Origin of the sequence: Enterococcus sp. DIV2402, from assembly GCF_017426705.2 — a bacterium.
GTDB lineage: Bacteria > Bacillota > Bacilli > Lactobacillales > Enterococcaceae > Enterococcus_F > Enterococcus_F lowellii.
The window spans coordinates 693,828-714,731 of sequence record NZ_CP147251.1; the positions used below are offsets into that span (position 1 = coordinate 693,828).

Below are 20,904 nucleotides of genomic sequence, written 5' to 3' on the forward strand. Positions count from 1 at the left end.
AAAAAACTATTTAATGTTATTATGATAGGGCTGAATGAACTTTGTGTAAGATAAAACATTGTTTGCTCTCAGTAACTATCTATTTGGTAACGGCATCATCGTTATGATAGATTGACGCGTGTCTATTAGTAAAGTTTTTGAATTAGTAATGGAAAGTAGGAATAACAGAATGGACAAGAAACCTGTAATTTTAATGATTTTAGATGGATTTGGCCTAAGAGATGAAACAGTCGGTAACGCTGTGGCATTGGCTGATACACCGAATTTCGATAAGTATTGGAGTAAATATCCTCATAGCACATTAAAAGCTTCTGGTTTAGATGTAGGTCTTCCAGAAGGACAAATGGGAAACTCTGAAGTAGGACATACCAACATTGGTGCTGGACGAATTGTTTATCAAAGTCTAACTCGTATTGATAAGTCAATCCTTGATGGCGAGTTTGCACAAGAAAAAGCTTTGTTAGACTTATTTGATTTCGTGAAAAAAAATAACTCTAACTTACATTTGATGGGCTTAGTTTCTGATGGCGGCGTTCACAGTCATATTAACCATCTATTTGCCTTATTAGAAGAAGCTAAAAAACATGACATCCCGGCTTTTGTTGACGTAATCTTGGATGGTCGTGATGTATCACCAACATCAGGTATCAATTATGTAAAACAATTGCAAGCTAAACTTGACGAATTAGGTCATGGAAAAATTGCTTCAATCTCAGGAAGATATTATGCAATGGACCGCGATAAACGCTGGGAACGAGTACAAAAATACTATGATGTTGTGATTCATGGTGAAGGTGAAAAATCAACAGATGCAGTGGATGTTGTTGAAAAAAGCTATGCAGCTGGCGTAACGGATGAATTCTTATTACCAACAGTGATTGTTGAAAATGACCAACCAGTCGCAACAATTAACGATAATGACGGTGTATTATTCTTTAACTTCCGTCCAGACCGTGCATTACAAATGTCACAAGCATTAACTGAAAAAGAATGGGAATTCTTTGACCGTGGAGAAACACCACAAAACGTGAAATTAGTGACTATGACTCAATATTCAGATAAACTGGATACAGAAGTTGTTTTTGCTCCAATTTCATTAGATAACGTCTTAGGTGAAGTGTTGGATAAAAACAATATCAACCAATTACGTATTGCAGAAACAGAAAAATATCCACACGTTACTTTCTTCTTTAATGGTGGATCAAATACTGTATTTGGCACAGAAGAACGTATTTTGATTGACTCACCAAAAGTTGCAACCTATGACTTGCAACCAGAAATGAGTATCTATGAAGTAACCGATGCGTTGGTAAATGCGATTAACGACGATAAATTTGAAGCAATCATCTTAAACTTTGCTAATCCAGATATGGTTGGACATTCAGGAATGGTTGAACCAACAGTGAAAGCAATTGAAGCTGTAGATGAATGTTTAGGTCGTGTGGTTGAAACTATTTTAGGAAAAGAAGGTTTCGCCATTATCACAGCAGACCACGGAAACTCTGAAACTTTAATGGATGAAAATGGTAATCCGCATACAGCTCATACAACGGTACCAGTTCCAGTTATCGTAACCAAAGAAAATGCTGAATTAAGAACAGATGGTCGTTTAGCAGATTTAGCGCCAACAATGTTAGATTTGTTAGCTATTGATTTACCTGCTGAAATGACTGGTAGAAGCTTAGTTAAATAGACCTAGTTGAACTAGACTTGAAAAGATTTCTTTTTGAGTCTAGTTTTTTTTCTAGACAAAAAATTACGGGAAAACCTTGAAAATAAGTTCTTTTTCAAAGTTTTCCCGTAATTTTGTATAGAATTTTAATTGAATTGGCTTATTTTTGTAGTAAAGTTGCAATTTCACTCTCAGATAAATGAATGTATTTGTAACATGTTCCAATCGATACTTGACAGGTTGTAGCGATTGTTTGGATTGATTCTTTCTTTTCGAAAAATAAGAATCGAATTTTGTGAACTGTTTCAGCGTCGATTTTTGGTCGACCACCAATTTTTCCTTTTTCTCGTGCGCGACTTAAGCCGAGTAGCGTACGTTCTTTTAGCAAAGCGCGTTCCATTGAGGCCATTTGATTCATCCATTGGAAATATAATTTCCCAGAAGAATCACGAGTATCGATCGTATCTGTTAAACAGACCAAATCAAAATGGTTCGTTTGGAAGCGTAGCATTAAATCTGCTAATTGCCTTGTAGACTTTCCTAGACGATAAAGCTGATCAACAACCAAGGCATCGCCAGGTTCCATTTGATCGAGTATTTCATCAAGTGAAATAGATTCCGAGTTCAAATAATCTTCATGGAAAATTTCTGAACAGCCGAATTCTTGTAAACTCGTCATTTGCGGTTGAGGATCTTCATCCGTAATTGTTGTACGGATATACCCAAATATTTTCATTTTTTCATCCCATCCCATTTTTTTTAGAAAATAAATAATAAGAAGAATATCATAAACTAGGTTAAATAGATACCCCTAATTTCACAAAAAAGCGTTCTTGCCTAACGAACAACTGTTACCTTCTTAGGACCATTTTCTTCACCAATAATTATTGTATCAACCATATTTAAAAATAACCCATGTTCCACAACGCCAACCAATTGATTTAATTCTTCATTTAAAGTAAAGGGATCTTCAATGACATCTAAATGCAAATCGATAATTGAATGCCCGCAATCTGTGATTTTCTTCTCTGTTTCGTTTTCCATTCGAAATGTTGGACGATAGCCCTTTTCTTTAAAAATTCGAAAAAGTTGTTCTTCACCATATGGGACAACTTCCACAGGTAAAGGAAATTTACCTAATTTATCCACCATTTTAGATTCGTCAACAATCCAAATGACTTGATCAGAATAAGAAGCTACCACTTTTTCAAATAAAAGTGCCGCACCGCCACCTTTAATTCCTTGAAAATCAGCACTAATTTCATCCGCACCATCAATTGTTACATCTACGCAAGTGACTTCATCAATTGTTTTTACCGGAATACCCAATTCTAAGGCTTGTTTACGAGAAGCAGAGGAAGTAGGGACCCCAACAATTGATAATTGCTCTTCATTGACGCGTCGACCTAATTCTTCAATCATGTAATAAGCAGTTGAACCAGTTCCCAGTCCCACGACCATTCCGTCTTTGACATAATTTGCTGCTTCGACGCCTACCATTTGTTTTAAATTCAAACTATTCGCCACCTTTAAATTATTATTTCTTCTATATATTATATAATTCTTAGTCATAAAATGATAGGTAACACAAAATAAAATTAATTGAAAAAAATTAAATGAATATCGTTGACACTATAGAAAATCCATGATATTCTATCGAAGGTGCTTTATGAACAGGTCTCTGGATAGAGACGTGCTGACTGTAGTAAAAGTACAATCTGATAAAGATGCATGTTATTGCATTATTTTTTATCGCCAAAAAAGAACCACCTGGATGTGTGGAACTAAACAGCGAATCAAGGAAGGAGGAAAACAAGGAATGCCTACAATTAACCAATTAGTACGTAAACCTCGTAAATCCAAGGTTGAAAAATCAAATTCACCTGCATTGAACAAAGGATATAATAGTTTCAAAAAAGCTCAAACAAACGTGAGCTCACCTCAAAAACGTGGGGTAGCTACTCGTGTCGGAACAATGACACCTAAAAAACCGAACTCGGCTTTACGTAAATATGCACGTGTTCGTTTGTCTAACTTGATTGAAGTTACAGCTTATATCCCAGGTATTGGACATAACTTACAAGAACACAGTGTTGTATTATTACGCGGTGGACGTGTAAAAGACTTACCAGGGGTACGTTATCATATCGTTCGTGGTGCTTTGGATACGGCTGGTGTAAACGACCGTAAACAATCTCGTTCTAAATATGGTACTAAACGACCAAAAGCTTAATTTTATTCTACAAACTAAAACGACTATTTAAATAAAACCAATTTCGGAAGGAGGAGTTACGGATGCCTCGTAAAGGTCCTGTTGCAAAACGTGATGTATTACCAGATCCTATTTATAACTCAAAATTAGTAACTCGTTTAATCAACCGCGTAATGGTTGACGGTAAACGTGGAGTTGCTGCGAATATCATCTACAACTCATTTGATATTATTAAAGAATCTACAGGCAATGATCCATTGGAAGTTTTCGAACAAGCAATGAAAAACATTATGCCTGTATTAGAAGTAAAAGCTCGTCGTGTTGGGGGTTCTAACTATCAAGTACCAGTTGAAGTTCGTCCTGAACGTCGTACAACTTTAGGTCTACGTTGGGTTGTTAACTACGCTCGTTTGCGTGGAGAACACACAATGGAAGAACGTCTAGCTAAAGAAATCATGGATGCTGCTAACAATACTGGTGCTTCAGTTAAAAAACGTGAAGACACTCATAAAATGGCAGAAGCTAACCGTGCATTTGCACACTATCGTTGGTAAGATACAAGCTACTTTTTTAGGTAGTATGTATTGTGACAACAATTAGAGAGGAGAACAATCCCACAATGGCAAGAGAATTTTCTTTAGAAAACACTCGTAATATTGGTATCATGGCCCACGTTGATGCTGGTAAAACAACGACAACTGAACGTATCTTGTATTACACTGGTCGTATCCATAAAATTGGTGAAACTCATGAAGGAGCTTCACAAATGGACTGGATGGAACAAGAGCAAGAACGTGGAATTACGATTACTTCTGCTGCGACAACTGCGCAATGGAAAGGTAACCGTGTAAATATCATCGATACACCAGGACACGTGGACTTCACAATTGAAGTACAACGTTCTCTACGTGTACTTGACGGTGCTGTAACTGTATTGGACTCACAATCAGGTGTAGAACCACAAACAGAAACAGTTTGGCGTCAAGCGACTGATTACCGTGTACCACGTGTTGTTTTCTGTAATAAAATGGATAAAATCGGTGCTGACTTCTTGTATTCAGTATCTACATTGCATGACCGCTTGCAAGCAAATGCACATCCAATCCAATTACCAATTGGTGCAGAAGACGACTTCACAGGAATTATTGACCTTGTGAAAATGAAAGCTGAAATCTATACAAATGACTTAGGTACAGAAATCGAAGAAACTGAGATTCCTGCTGAGTACGTTGAACAAGCTGAAGAATGGCGCGAAAAATTAATCGAAGCTGTAGCAGATACAGACGAAGATTTAATGATGAAATTCTTAGACGGTGAAGAAATCACTGAAGAAGAATTAAAAGCTGGTATTCGTAAAGCGACATTAACGGTTGATTTCTTCCCAGTAATGTGTGGATCAGCCTTCAAAAATAAAGGTGTACAATTGATGTTGGATGCAGTTATTGACTACTTGCCAGCACCAACTGATGTACCTGCAATCAACGGGATTAACCCTAAAACTGATGAAGAAACTGAACGCCCATCATCTGATGAGGCACCATTTGCTTCATTAGCATTTAAAGTTATGACTGACCCATTCGTAGGTCGTTTGACATTCTTCCGTGTATACTCTGGCGTACTTAACTCTGGATCATACGTATTGAATGCATCAAAAGGCAAACGCGAACGTATCGGACGTATCCTACAAATGCATGCGAACACTCGTGAAGAAATTCAAACAGTTTATTCTGGAGATATCGCTGCAGCTGTTGGTTTGAAAGATACAACTACAGGGGATACATTATGTGATGAAAAAGATCCAGTTATCTTAGAATCAATTGAATTCCCAGAACCAGTTATCGAAGTTGCTGTTGAGCCTAAATCAAAAGCTGACCAAGATAAAATGGGTGTTGCTTTACAAAAACTTGCTGAAGAAGATCCATCATTCCGCGTAACAACTAACGTTGAAACTGGTGAAACAGTTATCGCAGGTATGGGTGAACTTCACTTAGACGTCCTAGTTGACCGTATGCGTCGTGAATTCAAAGTTGATGCGAACGTGGGTGCACCACAAGTATCATACCGCGAAACATTCCGCGCAGGCACTCAAGCTGAAGGTAAATTTGTACGTCAATCAGGTGGTAAAGGTCAATACGGTCACGTATGGATTGAATTTACACCTAACGAAGAAGGAGCAGGTTTTGAATTCGAAAACGCAATTGTCGGTGGTGTGGTTCCTCGTGAATACATTCCTGCAGTTGAAAAAGGTTTAGAAGAATCAATGGAAAACGGTGTATTAGCTGGTTATCCATTAGTTGATATCAAAGCTAAACTTTATGATGGTTCTTACCATGATGTCGATTCAAATGAAACTGCCTTCCGTGTTGCTGCTTCTATGGCATTGCGCGCTGCTGCTAAAAAAGCACAACCTGCAATTCTAGAACCTATGATGAAAGTAACAATCACAGTTCCTGAAGATTATTTAGGAGATGTGATGGGTCACGTTACTGCTCGTCGTGGACGTGTAGAAGGTATGGAAGCACATGGTAACTCACAGATCGTTAACGCAATGGTGCCGTTATCTGAAATGTTTGGTTACGCAACAACTCTACGTTCTTCAACTCAAGGACGTGGAACATTCATGATGGTATTTGACCACTATGAAGATGTACCGAAATCAATTCAAGAAGAAATTATTAAGAAAAATGGCGGAAACGCTGGATAATCTTAATTGATTCGATGAATTTATCCAAATAACTATATTTTTTGGAGCATTTCGTGTACAATGTATTACGATGATATGGGCAAGGAATCTTATGGATTCCTTACCTATCAAATATAAAATAAAAACGCATTTTTAGGAGGAACATTTAAAATGGCAAAAGAAAAATTTGACCGTTCTAAAGCCCATGTAAACATTGGTACTATCGGACACGTTGACCATGGTAAAACTACATTAACAGCTGCAATTACAACTGTTTTAGCTAAAAAAGGTTTGGCACAAGCTTCTGCTTACGACCAAATCGATGGTGCTCCAGAAGAGCGCGAACGCGGAATCACTATCTCAACTGCACACGTTGAGTATGAAACTGAAACTCGTCACTATGCTCACGTGGACTGCCCAGGACACGCGGACTATGTTAAAAACATGATCACTGGTGCTGCTCAAATGGACGGCGCGATCTTAGTAGTATCTGCTGCTGATGGTCCTATGCCTCAAACTCGTGAACACATCTTATTATCTCGTAACGTAGGTGTTCCTTACATCGTTGTATTCTTAAACAAAATGGATATGGTTGATGATGAAGAATTATTAGAATTAGTAGAAATGGAAGTTCGTGACTTATTATCAGAATACGATTTCCCAGGCGATGACACTCCAGTTATTGCAGGTTCTGCTTTGAAAGCTTTAGAAGGCGATCCAGTTTACGAAGAAAAAATCTTCGAATTAATGGCTGCAGTTGACGAATATATCCCAACTCCAGAACGTGATACTGAAAAACCATTCATGATGCCAGTTGAGGACGTATTCTCAATCACTGGTCGTGGTACTGTTGCTACAGGTCGTGTTGAACGTGGACAAGTTCGCGTTGGTGACGTTGTAGAAATCGTTGGTATCGACGAAGAAACAGCTCAAACTACTGTAACAGGTGTTGAAATGTTCCGTAAATTATTAGACTACGCTGAAGCAGGCGATAACATCGGTGCTTTATTACGTGGGGTTGCTCGTGAAGACATCCAACGTGGACAAGTATTAGCTAAACCAGGAACAATCACTCCTCATACAAAATTCGTAGCTGAAGTTTACGTTTTAACTAAAGAAGAAGGTGGACGTCATACTCCATTCTTCACTAACTACCGTCCTCAATTCTACTTCCGTACAACTGACGTAACTGGTGTTGTAGAATTACGCGAAGGTACTGAAATGGTAATGCCTGGTGACAACGTAACTATCGACGTTGAATTAATCCACCCAATCGCTATCGAAGACGGAACTCGTTTCTCTATTCGTGAAGGCGGACGTACTGTTGGTTCAGGCGTTGTTAGCGAAATCAAAGCTTAATTTGATAACTGCTTTCCAAACTCTCCAAACTATTTATAGTTTGGAGAGTTTTTTTGTATCTTATTTCCGTATCGATACGGAAATAACCTCTATTCTAAAATGAAAGCGTTTTATGTTATGATACAAAAGTAGTCAGGGGTGTCTAAACACAATCATTAGTTAAATCATTTTTTATAAATGGTATGATATGTGAAGACGATGGCTGTATAAAAGTAAAAAATAAATGAACTTTTAGGAGGAAAAGAGTATGAAAAAAGCGTTAATCATCTGTGCTGGAGGCATGTCTTCTTCAGTAATTGCTAAAAAAACAACAGAGTTTTTTGCAAGTAAAGGAAAAGAAATTGAATTAGATGCAACTTCGGCTTCACAAGGTGCAAGCACAATTGCGAAAGATGAATATGATTTATATTTAGTTAGCCCACAAACCAAAATGTATTTTGATAATTTGAAAAAGGCTGCTGATAAAACCAATAAACCGATTGTAAATATTCCGCCACAAGCATATGTTCCAATTCCAATGGGGATTCAAAAACTTGCTGCTGTGGTTGAAGAAAATATTTAACAGTTAAAGGTCGCGAGAAAATGTTGAATCAAAAGGAACTATCAATAATCAAATTACTTTTTGCCAATCGTCACGTGTACACCACCAGTCAGGAAGTTGCTTCCGAACTTTATATATCTGATCGAACTGCTAGGAAATATTTACATTTAGTTGGGGATATATTAGAAAAAAATGGCGCTCATCTAGAGGCGAAACAAGGACAAGGGTATCGGTTGTTGGTAACTGACGATCAACAGTTTCAACAATTCTATCATCAAGAAGTTCAAGATGTATCATTGGTACGCGATGCCACCACTATCCATGAGTCGGAAGATCGACAATATTTCATCTTACAGCGGTTATTTTTTGAACAAAATGAAGCACGTGTAGATGACCTAGCGAGTGAGTTATTTGTCTCTCGTTCCACAATTTCTAATGATATTGTGGAAATGAAAAAAATGTTAAAACCTTATAAACTTGAAGTCAAAAGTAAAGCAGGCGTAGGCATTTATATTGTGGGCGATGAGCAAAACAAACGACATTTTATGATGAGTTACTTTTTCATGAATCACCTGCACGATAATTTATATACATTTTCGATGTATACAGATTTACTTGAGGGAATTAGTATTGAAGAAATCGTAATTATCGTGCTCGATGAATGTCGAGAGTCACAGTTGAAACTGTCGGATTTTATTATTTATAACATTGTATTGCATATCGGATTAGCTATCAAACGACTACAAACGGGTTTTCAAATTGAACAAAGCCATCTTTTGATTTCAGAAAACTCTAAGGAATATCAAACAGCACTGAATATCATTCAACGAATCAAGCAAAGCATGGGGATTGAATTTCCTAAAGAAGAAGCTACCTATATTTCAATGCACTTACGTAATCGTTTATCCACAAGCAAAGTCTTGAAAAAAACAGATTACAGTGAATCTGAAATTAAACATCAATTAATTGACACGTTAGCAAAATTAGATAAAAAAACAGGCTTTCAATTTCAACAGGATGCGACGTTAATTAATGGTTTAATGATGCACTTTACACCATTATTGTTACGACTACAAAATGATACGAGTATTAAAAATCCATTGTTAGGTGAGATTAAACAAAAATATTCGCAATTATTTGATAGAACAATTCAGTATTTTTCAGAGATGCCGGTATTTAAAAAATACCAAGTTACTGAAGAAGAATGGGCGTATGTGACAATTCATTTGACTGCTGCAGTTGAGCGCTTTTTCAATAATCAAAAAGCGCGAGTGTTAGTCATTTGTGCGACAGGATTAGGAAGTTCGCAAATGTTGAAAATTCGTTTAGAACATGAATTCAGTTCGAAAATTATGATTACTTCCGTTATTGGGTATTATGAGTTGTCTAATCAAAAATTGGGTGATGTTGATTTAATTATTTCATCCATTACGTTGCCAATGGCTGGATATAACATTCCTATTGTGCATGTAAGTGTTTTTCTAGATGAAAAAGATATTCAACGGATCAATCATGAATTATCAAAACATAAAGGGCTTCAACGTGTGAATAGCCAAACAATGTTATTGAATGGCGAAGCAAAAAAACAGCAACTCACATTATTGGAACAATGTTTTTCAAAAGAATTATTTGTCTATTTACCAACTAAAAGCGAAAAAGAAAGCGTTATAACACAATTGATTGCTCGTGTAGAAGATGTGGAAGGACGACCAATTACTGAGCAATTAACCAAACAGCTACAATTACGTGAAACGTATAGTTCTGTGGCCTTTTCACAAACATTAGCAGTACCACATCCGATTGAACCCGTCACAGAGCAAGCTTATGTTGCTGTGGCAATCGCCCCTGAAGGGATTTTCTGGGATGCGGAACATCCATCTGTTAAATTGGTCTTTTTGTCTTTACCAGATAAAGCACGTTGTGTACCGATTGATAAAATTAACCAAATGTTTGTACCAATTTTGGAAGATGAAACATTTAGTCATTCGTTGATTGCTTCTCAAACATTTGAGGAATTTATGGGGATTTTTATGAACTATTTATAAAAGGAGGAAGAAACATGGAGTCTGATAAATTACAAGAGATTGCTTTTGAAATTATTTTATACAGCGGAGATGCACGCACGTTGGTTCATGAAGGTTTCCAAGCAATGCGTGCAGATAAATTTGAAGAAGCTGCTGAAAAATTAGAAGCGGCCAATGAATCATTGGTCAAGGCTCATAAATCACAAACAGGCTTATTACAGGCCTATGCCAATGGAGAAAAAGTTGTTATGGAAGTGATTATGGTCCATGCACAAGACCATTTAATGACGACCATGACTTTACGAGAAGTGGCGTTGGAGATGTTAGCATTGTATGAAAGAGGACGTTAATTACGTTCGCAAATTTGGGTAAGAAGGGTGAGAAATCATGGAACAAAACGCAAAGCAACAGCGACAACAATATAAAAAAGAGGCAGCTGTCAAAAATTTCAGATATAATCGCTATTTATTATTACGTTATATGTTAGCGTTGTTCTTTTTTACCAATTTGTATTGGGCGCTAGGTCTTGTGTTAGGTGGCAAGATAACAGCCCTTTTACCAGGATTTTTGATTGTATTTAGTCTAATGGCAGTGGCAGAACATGTGAAATTGTATGGCGCAAAAGAATATGAGTCCAAAAAATTGCATTACAACCGTATATATCACTATATTCAGTTAAGCGTAAATGCATTGATGATACTCATCGCAGTGACTGGCATCGGCTATTCATCTTTCTTTCCGTTTTTAGAAACAACAATGAAAGCACGCGTAATGATTTCTGGTATTTTAGCAATCGGAAGTTTGATTTCTTTTGCGTGCCTTAAACGTATGCAAGCAATTGATCAACAGAAAGATAAACATTATCACTATATTCAGGAATTTGAAAAAGAAATGAAATAAGAGGAGTGGAAAAAATGGAAGAACAAAGCAAACTATTTTCTTTTTTGGAAAAAGCGATCATGGGACCTATGGGTAAAATTGCCCAATATAAAATTGTACGAGCAATCATGGGTGCAGGGATGGCGACAATTCCATTTACAATCGTGGGATCAATGTTTTTAGTTTTAAATGTATTACCCTTAACGTTTCCAGTACTAGAAGGATTCTTTAATGCAACTTTCTTCAAATTCAGTGATTTGTATATGTTAGCTAATAGCACGACAATGGGGATTTTAGCATTGTACTTCTGTATCGTATTAGGTTATGAATACACAAAAATTATTGCTGAAGAAGATGGGTTAGATATGGCGCCAATGAGTGGGGCATTATTATCGATGTTTGCATTCTTTATGGCAATTCCGCAACTTGTTTTTGAAGATGGTGTGATGACACGTGTCAATGATGCAGAAGCTGTTATTGTCAACGGTTGGGCTATTGGTGGCGATGGACCCGCTCGTCTAGGTACAGTGGGGATTTTCACTGGTATTATTATGTCAATTATTGCTGTTCAACTGTATCGTTTGTGTGTAGCCAAAAAATGGATTATCAAAATGCCTGAAGAAGTACCATTGGGTGTAGCGCGTGCCTTTACTGCTTTAATTCCAGCATTTGTTGTAGCATTTGCAGTTATTCTTATTAATGGTGTATTAATTGCTTTAGGAACAGATATTTTTGAATTGATTTCAATTCCATTTGGATTCGTAACAAACTTAACCGATACATGGTTAGGCTTAATGGTCATTTATTTCCTAGTTCATGCATTATGGCTAGTTGGGATTCATGGAGCAAATATTATTTTCTCATTTATCAACCCAATTGCTTTAACCAACTTGGTTGCGAACGTTGAAGGTGGAAACTATGCTTTAGCAGGAGAGTTTAATAATGCGTATGTAACAGTCGGTGGTTCAGGAGCAACATTAGGATTCTGTTTATTCTTAGTTTACATGGCAAAATCAAAACAACTTTCTGTACTTGGAAAAGCGTCTATCGTTCCAGCTTTATTCAATATCAATGAACCATTAATTTTTGGGGTTCCAATCATTTATAACCCATTCTTAGCTTTACCATTCTTCTTGGCTCCAATGGCGTCGATGTCAATTGCTTTCTTTGCGATTAAATTAGAACTTATTCGTCCAATGATTGCACAAATGCCTTGGCCATCACCAATCGGTATCGGTGCATTTATCGGTACAGGTGGTGACTGGAAAGCTGCTGTAGTAGCGGTAATATGTGCCTTAGCTGCCTTTGTTATCTGGTTCCCATTTGCGAAAGCTTATGATGCACGTCTTGTAAAAGAAGAACAAGAAACAAGTGAAGAATTAGCGTAAGAATGTTCTTCTAAAAATGTTACTAAATTAAACAATTAAGAGTTCACATTTTGAATTCTTAATTGTTTTTATTTTCTAGAATAACTTCCGAGTTGGACTCTAATAAAACCTTGATTTATTAGGGTGCAACTAATAAGTGCGTGTAAAAATATTGCTGTTTTAGTAAGCTTAAAAGCAAATATTAGTTTTTAGGAGGAATGTCTTCATGTCATTAGCACAAAATATTGTACGGTTCAGAAAAGAAAATGAGCTATCGCAACAACAATTGGCTGAACAACTAAATATTTCACGACAATCTGTGTCTAAATGGGAAAATGGGGAGAGTTTACCAGGGATTGATAATTTAATTTTATTAAGTGGCTTATTGAATATTTCGTTAGATGAATTGATTACGGGAGAAGCATATTTGAGTTTTCCGTTGCATTATGGAAAACCACAAAGTGCGAAACCCGCCATTATTTTAATAACAATTTTGGTCTCCCTTTTTATAGGTTCATTGATGATGGAAATATCGGAATGGCGTTCTATTGGTGATGCTTTGAGTATGATTTTAATCAGTTTGTTTGTAGCTACACTCTTTTACGTCTTTTTGACGTACTGTTTGCCGTATGATTACAAAACGTATTACAGTTATTGGACATTAGAGAAAAAAGGTATCTCGTATCCTATTTTCCATACTAAGATAATGTCGCAATTAAATGGATTGGAACAATTTATTTTACCAATTTTTGGAATACTAGGTTTGCGAAAAACAGCATTTATTGCCTATAACGAAATAACAGAAATCAACGTTTGTTTTAAAAAATATAAGCTTAACCCGACAAAAGTAGCGATTAGTTGGAACGGTTATACACCTCGTATGCATCAAACATTACGTGAACCATTTTATCTACAAGTAACTACACGTAAAAAAGAAGTGATTGAACTCGATTTACGGGGCTATTATCGTGTGAACTCAAAAGAACGAAAAATGCTAGGAACTATTTTTACTTTCTTAAAAAGCAAACAATTTATTTTTATTGATGCTGAAAACAGTTATACGCTTGTTAGAAAACAAGAAAATATCATTGAACATATGTACGAAAAAGCTTAGGGCATTCTAACGCCCTAAGCTTTTTATTTAATCAACTTTTGTTTTCTCAAATAATGATCAATGTTTTCGGCAGGTTTTTGACTAAAGTAGTCAGCAAATTTTTTCGTCCAACGTTTTGTTTCGCGAGCTTCTCCAAATTTTTCCATTGTTTCATCGTAATCTGCAATCAATTGTTCATCATAAGGCTGGTACGTATCATAATGAATGACGGCTTTTTCAGGTAAGCGCGGTTTCACTTTCATATCCACAATTGGTTTGCCGATACTTAATCCTGCGACAGGATAGACATAATCAGGTAGGTGCAATAAGTCACTGATTTCCTCAATATTGTTTCGAACACTTCCGACGGGGACCACACCTAAACCGAGTGATTCACTGGCGATAATCGCATTTTGCAAGGCGAGGCTAGTATCAGTAGTAGCAATAATTAAAGGATGCAAACCATCGTCAACGGGATAAGGAACGTCTTGTTGCTGGGCGATTTGTTGTGTTCGTTTTAAATCCGCCACAAATAATAAAAAGACAGAACTGTTTAACATATGGGGATTACCTGGATTCCATTCCACTAATTGTTGGCGAATCGCTTGATCTCTAATCACAATAATCGAATACATTTGGCCGTTCATCCAAGAAGGCGCTTGACGTGCAGCCGCTAAAATGGCTTGTAATTTTTCATCTGAAAGTTGGTAATCACCATCGAAGTTGCGGTAACTACGATGGTTTGTTAACAAATTGATTGTTTCATTCATAAACAGCATCCTTTCTAATTTTCTCGGTAATGCGCAACAAACTTGTCTGGAAGATAGATAATTGTGCATCAGAGAGTCTAGTATAATTTATTCTAACAGACATTGTATCATTGCTAAATAGAAATGCTGGGGCGGTTAAGAGATTTTCTTCAAGAAAAAGCTGCCAATCTTTTCTAGTCAACGCTTGATGTTGCCAGGTTAACCAATAATATAAGCCACCTTGGATAGGGATATACGTCCAATCAGAGGCGAATGGTTGCATGAGCGTTTCAAAATTTTGACTGCGGTGCCGTAACTCGTGTAACAAATGGATTTGTTTTTGTTTATAGTCACTAGAAGTTAAAGCGGCTGTCGCTAATAACTGTGGGAAGAGGTCAGTATCACTTTCCATTCTTTTTTTGGCACTTGCTAGACTAGTGATTAACGTTTGTGGTGCTAATAACCAGCCAATTTTGATAGTAGAGCCAAATAATTTGGACAATGAACCAACGTAGATTACCTGATCAGGAGCCAAACTTTTTAAAGAAGGTAAGGTTTCGTCAAAGCCCAGTTCGCTAAAAACATCATCTTCAATAATGGGTAAATGATATTTCTCGCATAAAGCGACAATTGCTTTACGTCTGGCTAAAGACATTGTTTTACCAGTCGGGTTTTGATGGTTGGGATTGAGGTACAACAATTTAATTTTTTTTGTTTGAATTGCTTGCTCCAATTCGTGACAGTCGATGCCTTCTTCATCCTGTTTGATACCTACTAAATGAATCCCCAGCGAGGCAAATAAAGGTAAGGCGAACAAAAATGAAGGGTCTTCCGTGGCCATATAACTTCCTGTATCCAGTAAAACTTGAATTAATAGAAAAATTCCTTGAGTTGAGCCAGAAGTGATTAACAAATCCTGACCAGTAATCGGTAAATGAAATTCTTCAGCTAAATGATTTAATAAGTGCTTTTTCAAAGGTAAATAACCAGTGGGATGAATTTTTTTTTCTTCATATAATACTTGTTCCCACGTGATAGCAGGGAATTCAAAATCAGGAATCAATTCTTCAGGTAAATCACCAGTATACAAATCAATCGTACCTATCTGAGTCTGCTTTTTCTTCAACTCGCTAACATAAGGATCCTCTTTTAAAAAAGGACTAGAAAGTAGCGCACGCCATTGATTCATCAACAGCTGGCGACTTCCCCAACGTCCTTGAGCAACACGCGTGCCACTTCCTTGCTTGCGCGTAATCCATCCCAAACTAACCAGTTCTTCTAAAGCTCGTACAACAGTGGAACGATTGACACCATATAATTGAGAAAGCTGTCTTTCAGGCGGAAGTTTATCGCCAGGCATGAGTTGTCCTTGTTGAATGGCTTGGATGATTTGAGACGTGATTTGTTGGTATAAAGGGGTCTTGTCTTGTTTATTAATTTTCCACATCGGCTTACTCCTTTTAAATTGGTTGGTTTAAAAATAAGCCAATTGGCTGTTTTCGTCAAGTGTAGCATTCGTTATACTAAAAAACACAAGGGGTGAGTGTATGAAAAAAGTAGTAACAATTGCTGGATCAGATTCAACAGGTGGAGCGGGCTTACAAGCTGACTTAAAAACATTTGAAGAATACGGTGTTTTTGGTTTTTCTAGTATGACATCTATCGTTACAATGGATCCAGAAAATGGTTGGTCGCATGAAGTGACTGAATTATCCGAAGAGGTATTACGCAAACAATTGATTTCCGTTTTTGCTGGAGGAACTATTGATGCGTTGAAAACCGGGATGATGGGCAATGAAAAAAATATTCAGGTAGCCAGTGAATTTATTGAAAAGCATCATGTGCAACATGTTGTCATTGATCCCGTTATTGCTTGCAAAGGAACAGCTCAAATTTTACAACCAAAAAGTGTTGTCGGAATTAAACAATACTTATTGCCAAAAGCATATGTGACGACACCTAACTTAGTAGAAGCAGGGATTTTATCTGGTATGGGCGATTTAACTTCTATTGAAGATATGAAACAAGCAGCGACAATTATTCATCAGCTAGGTGCTAAGCACGTTGTTGTCAAAGGTGGACATCGTTTAGGACTAGATCAAGCCATCGACATATTTTATGATGGGAAAGAATTTACTGTCTTGGAAAACGAATTGATTCCGACCGATTGCAATCATGGTGCGGGCTGTACCTTTGCTGCGGCAATTACGGCAGGTTTGGCAAAAGGTTACTCTGCCAAAGAAGCCGTTATCCTAGCCAAGAAATTCGTTGCTAAAGCCATCGAACAAGGTGTCCGCATTAACCCTTACGTGGGACATGTCTGGCATGGAGCGTATAATCAAGCAGAAAATAGAATGGAGGAATCGAAATGAAAAATACCAATATTCAAACAATCGTGCTCGTCGCTTTGTTTACTGCGTTAACGGTTATTGGAACGATGATTAAAATTCCGTTGCCGACAGGCGCGTTTGTTCATTTAGGGAATGCTGTATTATTGTTATCCGTTTTATATTTGGGATACGTCAAAGGTTCGCTAGCAGGAGGTTTAGGTTTTGCCATTTTTGATATATTGAATGGTTATGCTAGTGAAGCACCGTATTTTATCTTTGAAAGTTTTATTGTGGGAGCTGCTGCTTATGGTCTGTTTCTTCTATTTAAAAAGAATCCGACGCATGTTTGGCAAATCTTAGTTATTGCTGCAGGAACAGGCGTTGCAAAGTTACTTATGACGCAAGCCAAAAATACGGTACGCCAAATGTTCTTAGGGATGGATTTCGTTCCAGCAATTACAGCAGCAGCCATTAAGTTACCTGCAACAGTCATTAATGTTTGCTTAACAGCATTAATTGTATCGTTCTTATACTTCCCATTGAAAAAAGCGTTGGATCGAACCTTTAGACAAAGATTTGTTCAATAAACGAAAAGACCATGTTGATTGTTCAACACGGTCTTTTTTGTTTGAAAACAGTTTTGCTATTATTTTCAGAAAAAAATAAAATTTATTGAATAAAATGCTTGCTATTCTAGTGTAGATATAATATACTCATTGAGGTGCTGCATATGAAAGAGTATGTTACACACAGTGGTAGAGAAAAAATCTGCCGGCTACGAAACGAGAGGTTGCGACACGCCCGGACGCTTTGCCATGGACGAGCGTGACGGAAAATTTTCGTGGAGCTATGTCTACTTTTCAAAATAGACGAAGGAGGGAAAATAAATGGCAAAACAAAAAATTCGTATCCGTTTAAAAGCGTATGAACACCGTATTTTAGACCAATCAGCGGATAAAATCGTAGAAACTGCAAAAAGAACTGGAGCTACTATCTCAGGTCCAATTCCATTGCCAACAGAGCGCAGTCTATATACAATCATCCGTGCAACACATAAATACAAAGATTCACGCGAACAATTCGAAATGCGTACACACAAACGTCTAATCGACATTGTGAACCCAACACCAAAAACAGTTGACGCTTTAATGAAGCTAGACTTACCATCAGGTGTTAACATCGAAATCAAACTATAATAATTAACTGGAGGTGTAATCATGACCAAAGGAATCTTAGGGAAAAAAGTGGGAATGACTCAAATCTTCACAGAATCAGGTGAATTAATTCCAGTAACTGTAGTTGAAGCTACTCCAAACGTTGTTTTACAACTTAAAACAGTTGAAAACGATGGTTACGAAGCAGTTCAAGTAGGTTACCAAGATTTACGTGAAGTTTTAAGTAACAAACCTGCGAAAGGTCATGTTGCAAAAGCAAACACGGCTCCTAAGCGCTTCATTCGCGAATTCAAGGATGTTGAGCTAGAGAGCTTAGAAGTAGGATCAGAAATTAAAGTTGACGTATTCCAAGCTGGAGACATCGTTGACGTAACAGGAACTACAAAAGGTAAAGGATTCCAAGGCGTTATCAAACGTCACGGACAATCTCGTGGACCAATGGCTCACGGTTCTCGTTACCATCGTCGTCCTGGATCAATGGGTCCAGTTGCACCTAACCGTGTATTTAAAGGCAAACGTCTTGCAGGACGTATGGGTGGCAACCGCGTAACAATCCAAAACTTGGAAATTGTACGTGTGGATGCTGAACGTAATGTTATCCTTATCAAAGGTAACGTTCCTGGAGCGAAAAAATCATTGATTACAATTAAATCAGCTGTGAAAGCTAAATAAGTAGATAGGAAGAAAGGAGGAACTAAGGAATGCCGAATGTAGCATTATTTAAACAAGATGGAAGCCAAGCTGGCGAAATCACTTTAAACGAAGAAATTTTCGGAATCGAACCAAATGAATCAGTTGTTTTTGATGCAATCATCATGCAACGTGCTTCATTAAGACAAGGAACACACGCTGTTAAAAACCGTGGAGATGTTCGCGGTGGCGGTCGTAAACCATGGCGTCAAAAAGGAACAGGTCGTGCTCGTCAAGGTTCAATTCGTTCACCACAATGGCGTGGAGGTGGAGTTGTCTTCGGACCAACACCACGTTCATACAGCTACAAACTTCCTAAAAAAGTTCGTCGCTTAGCAATTAAATCTGTCTTATCAGAAAAAGTTGCTGAAAATAACTTGGTAGCTGTTGAAGGTTTAAGCTTCGATGCACCAAAAACAAAAGAATTCAAACAAGTTCTTGCTAACTTGTCTATTGACTCTAAAGTATTAGTAGTATTAGAAGAAGGTAACGACTTTGCAGCATTATCTGCTCGTAACTTACCAAACGTTTCTGTAGTAGCTGCTAATAACGTAAGTGTTTTAGACGTTGTTTCAAACAACAAAGTGTTAGCAACTCAAACTGCTCTTACTCAAATTGAGGAGGTGCTTGCATAATGAACTTACTAGACGTAATTAAACGCCCAGTGATCACTGAAAAATCTATGCTTGCTATGGATGAAAAGAAATACACTTTCGAAGTGGACACTCGCGCAAATAAAACATTAGTAAAACAAGCTGTTGAAGCAGCATTTGGTGTTGACGTAAAAAACGTAAACATCATCAACGTGCGTCCAAAATTCAAACGCATGGGTAAATATGCGGGATACACAAAAAAACGTCGCAAAGCTGTTGTGACTTTAACTGAAGATTCAAAAGAAATCGAAATTTTCTCAGCTGAATAAGCTGTACGAATTAGAATAAAATAGGAGGGAAAAAGACGTGGCAATTAAACATTACAAGCCTACCTCAAATGGTCGTCGTAATATGACTTCTTCTGATTTTGCAGAAATCACTGCTTCTAAACCAGAAAAATCATTATTAGCACCATTGAAAAACCATGCAGGTCGTAACAACAACGGTCGCATTACTGTACGTCACCAAGGTGGCGGTCACAAGCGTCAATACCGTTTAGTCGACTTCAAACGTAACAAAGATAACGTAGTTGCATTAGTTAAAACTATCGAGTACGATCCAAACCGTTCTGCTAACATCGCGTTAGTACATTACGAAGATGGAGTTAAATCATATATCTTAGCACCTAAAGGATTGGAAGTTGGCATGACTGTCGTTTCTGGACCAGATGCAGATATTAAAGTAGGTAACGCATTACCACTAGAAAACATTCCAGTAGGTACAGTTATCCACAACATCGAAATGAAACCAGGAAAAGGCGGACAATTAATCCGTTCAGCTGGTACAAGTGCACAAGTACTTGGTAAAGAAGGAAAATACGTATTGATCCGCTTGAACTCAGGCGAAGTTCGTATGATCTTAGCAACTTGCCGTGCAACAATCGGTTCAGTTGGTAACGAACAACACGAATTAATCAATATCGGTAAAGCAGGTCGTTCTCGTTGGATGCGTAAACGCCCAACTGTACGTGGTAGCGTAATGAACCCTAACGATCACCCACACGGTGGTGGTGAAGGTAAAGCTCCTATCGGCCGTCCAGCTCCAGTATCACCTTGGGGTCAACCAGCTATTGGTTACAAAACTCGTAGCAAAAAAGCGAAGTCAGATAAACTTATCGTTCGTCGTAAAAATAAATAATTACATTAACCATGTGTTGCACATTTTGAGAGGAGGTTCACCATGGGTCGTAGTTTAAAGAAAGGACCTTTTGTCGATGATCATTTGATGAAAAAGGTCGAAGCACAACAAGGCGCTGAAAAGAAAAAAGTAATTAGAACTTGGTCTCGTCGTTCTACAATCTTCCCAAGTTTTATCGGGTTTACCATCGCAGTTTACGATGGACGTAAACATGTGCCAGTTTATATCCAAGAAGACATGGTAGGACATAAACTAGGTGAATTTGCACCAACAAGAACTTATCGTGGCCACGTTGCTGACGATAAGAAAACAAGACGTTAATTTGAGGGGAGGATATACA

At 37.5% G+C, this 20,904-nt stretch carries 23 protein-coding genes; 19 read left to right on the plus strand and 4 right to left on the minus strand.

The annotated features are described in order from the left end of the window. Positions 1-169: 169 nt before the first annotated feature. Positions 170-1,693, plus strand: a complete 1,524-nt coding sequence (gene gpmI, locus DOK78_RS03430; RefSeq protein ID WP_207942225.1) for a 2,3-bisphosphoglycerate-independent phosphoglycerate mutase — start codon at positions 170-172, stop codon at positions 1,691-1,693. Between the two features lie 139 nt (positions 1,694-1,832). Here the strand turns inward: gpmI and DOK78_RS03435 are convergent, their stop codons facing one another. Further along, on the minus strand, positions 1,833-2,408 hold the full coding sequence (locus DOK78_RS03435) for a recombinase family protein (RefSeq protein WP_207942224.1): 576 nt from the start codon (positions 2,406-2,408) through the stop codon (positions 1,833-1,835). A 101-nt stretch (positions 2,409-2,509) separates the two neighbouring features. After that, complete coding sequence (gene rpiA / locus DOK78_RS03440; RefSeq protein WP_207942223.1) at positions 2,510-3,187, minus strand: ribose-5-phosphate isomerase RpiA; 678 nt, start codon at positions 3,185-3,187, stop codon at positions 2,510-2,512. Positions 3,188-3,491: 304 nt separating this feature from the next. On the opposite strand from rpiA, the gene rpsL reads away from it, so the two are divergent. The 10 genes from rpsL (at position 3,492) to DOK78_RS03490 (ending at position 13,851) form a co-directional block, all read left to right on the plus strand. After that, the gene (gene rpsL, locus DOK78_RS03445) at positions 3,492-3,905 is read left to right on the plus strand and encodes a 30S ribosomal protein S12 (RefSeq protein WP_016176309.1); all 414 of its coding nucleotides are present in this window, start codon (positions 3,492-3,494) and stop codon (positions 3,903-3,905) included. A gap of 62 nt (positions 3,906-3,967) precedes the next feature. Then, positions 3,968-4,438, plus strand: coding sequence for a 30S ribosomal protein S7 (rpsG, locus tag DOK78_RS03450; protein WP_016176308.1), 471 nt, complete (start codon positions 3,968-3,970; stop codon positions 4,436-4,438). 65 nt (positions 4,439-4,503) lie between these two features. Continuing rightward, positions 4,504-6,588 (plus strand): elongation factor G, encoded by a 2,085-nt coding sequence (fusA, locus tag DOK78_RS03455; protein ID WP_207942222.1) that lies wholly within the window; start codon positions 4,504-4,506, stop codon positions 6,586-6,588. A gap of 150 nt (positions 6,589-6,738) precedes the next feature. Continuing rightward, on the plus strand, positions 6,739-7,926 hold the full coding sequence (gene tuf, locus DOK78_RS03460) for an elongation factor Tu (protein ID WP_207942221.1): 1,188 nt from the start codon (positions 6,739-6,741) through the stop codon (positions 7,924-7,926). A gap of 247 nt (positions 7,927-8,173) precedes the next feature. Beyond that, on the plus strand, positions 8,174-8,488 hold the full coding sequence (locus tag DOK78_RS03465; protein ID WP_207942220.1) for a PTS cellobiose transporter subunit IIB: 315 nt from the start codon (positions 8,174-8,176) through the stop codon (positions 8,486-8,488). A gap of 20 nt (positions 8,489-8,508) precedes the next feature. Then, positions 8,509-10,512 (plus strand): BglG family transcription antiterminator, encoded by a 2,004-nt coding sequence (locus DOK78_RS03470; RefSeq protein ID WP_207942219.1) that lies wholly within the window; start codon positions 8,509-8,511, stop codon positions 10,510-10,512. Between the two features lie 14 nt (positions 10,513-10,526). Further along, positions 10,527-10,841, plus strand: coding sequence for a PTS cellobiose transporter subunit IIA (locus DOK78_RS03475; RefSeq protein ID WP_207942218.1), 315 nt, complete (start codon positions 10,527-10,529; stop codon positions 10,839-10,841). 37 nt (positions 10,842-10,878) lie between these two features. Further along, positions 10,879-11,391, plus strand: coding sequence for a hypothetical protein (locus DOK78_RS03480; protein ID WP_207942217.1), 513 nt, complete (start codon positions 10,879-10,881; stop codon positions 11,389-11,391). A gap of 14 nt (positions 11,392-11,405) precedes the next feature. Continuing rightward, complete coding sequence (celB, locus tag DOK78_RS03485; RefSeq protein WP_207942216.1) at positions 11,406-12,758, plus strand: PTS cellobiose transporter subunit IIC; 1,353 nt, start codon at positions 11,406-11,408, stop codon at positions 12,756-12,758. A 205-nt stretch (positions 12,759-12,963) separates the two neighbouring features. Continuing rightward, positions 12,964-13,851, plus strand: coding sequence for a helix-turn-helix domain-containing protein (locus tag DOK78_RS03490; RefSeq protein WP_207942215.1), 888 nt, complete (start codon positions 12,964-12,966; stop codon positions 13,849-13,851). Positions 13,852-13,874: 23 nt separating this feature from the next. On the opposite strand, the gene DOK78_RS03495 is transcribed toward DOK78_RS03490, so the two are convergent. Together DOK78_RS03495 and DOK78_RS03500 are read right to left on the minus strand one after the other, a co-directional pair. Then, positions 13,875-14,600 carry an NADPH-dependent oxidoreductase gene (locus DOK78_RS03495; protein WP_207942214.1) on the minus strand — a complete coding sequence of 242 codons (726 nt, stop codon included), beginning with the start codon at positions 14,598-14,600 and terminating at the stop codon, positions 13,875-13,877. Further along, on the minus strand, positions 14,593-16,026 hold the full coding sequence (locus DOK78_RS03500; RefSeq protein WP_207942213.1) for a PLP-dependent aminotransferase family protein: 1,434 nt from the start codon (positions 16,024-16,026) through the stop codon (positions 14,593-14,595). Before DOK78_RS03500 ends, DOK78_RS03495 begins: the two co-directional genes overlap by 8 nt. A gap of 100 nt (positions 16,027-16,126) precedes the next feature. On the opposite strand from DOK78_RS03500, the gene thiD reads away from it, so the two are divergent. From thiD to rpsS, 8 genes are all read left to right on the plus strand, one after another. Then, on the plus strand, positions 16,127-16,951 hold the full coding sequence (thiD, locus tag DOK78_RS03505; RefSeq protein ID WP_207942212.1) for a bifunctional hydroxymethylpyrimidine kinase/phosphomethylpyrimidine kinase: 825 nt from the start codon (positions 16,127-16,129) through the stop codon (positions 16,949-16,951). Continuing rightward, complete coding sequence (locus DOK78_RS03510; RefSeq protein WP_207942211.1) at positions 16,948-17,496, plus strand: ECF transporter S component; 549 nt, start codon at positions 16,948-16,950, stop codon at positions 17,494-17,496. Before thiD ends, DOK78_RS03510 begins: the two co-directional genes overlap by 4 nt. A 300-nt stretch (positions 17,497-17,796) precedes the next feature. Then, positions 17,797-18,105, plus strand: coding sequence for a 30S ribosomal protein S10 (gene rpsJ / locus DOK78_RS03515; RefSeq protein WP_016176294.1), 309 nt, complete (start codon positions 17,797-17,799; stop codon positions 18,103-18,105). A gap of 21 nt (positions 18,106-18,126) precedes the next feature. Further along, complete coding sequence (gene rplC / locus DOK78_RS03520; RefSeq protein ID WP_207942210.1) at positions 18,127-18,756, plus strand: 50S ribosomal protein L3; 630 nt, start codon at positions 18,127-18,129, stop codon at positions 18,754-18,756. A gap of 29 nt (positions 18,757-18,785) precedes the next feature. Beyond that, positions 18,786-19,409 (plus strand): 50S ribosomal protein L4, encoded by a 624-nt coding sequence (gene rplD, locus DOK78_RS03525; RefSeq protein WP_207942209.1) that lies wholly within the window; start codon positions 18,786-18,788, stop codon positions 19,407-19,409. Beyond that, the gene (locus DOK78_RS03530; protein ID WP_207942208.1) at positions 19,409-19,696 is read left to right on the plus strand and encodes a 50S ribosomal protein L23; all 288 of its coding nucleotides are present in this window, start codon (positions 19,409-19,411) and stop codon (positions 19,694-19,696) included. Before rplD ends, DOK78_RS03530 begins: the two co-directional genes overlap by 1 nt. A 37-nt stretch (positions 19,697-19,733) precedes the next feature. Next, positions 19,734-20,564 (plus strand): 50S ribosomal protein L2, encoded by an 831-nt coding sequence (gene rplB / locus DOK78_RS03535; protein ID WP_016176290.1) that lies wholly within the window; start codon positions 19,734-19,736, stop codon positions 20,562-20,564. 42 nt (positions 20,565-20,606) lie between these two features. Beyond that, positions 20,607-20,885, plus strand: coding sequence for a 30S ribosomal protein S19 (gene rpsS, locus DOK78_RS03540; protein ID WP_016176289.1), 279 nt, complete (start codon positions 20,607-20,609; stop codon positions 20,883-20,885). Positions 20,886-20,904: the final 19 nt, after the last annotated feature.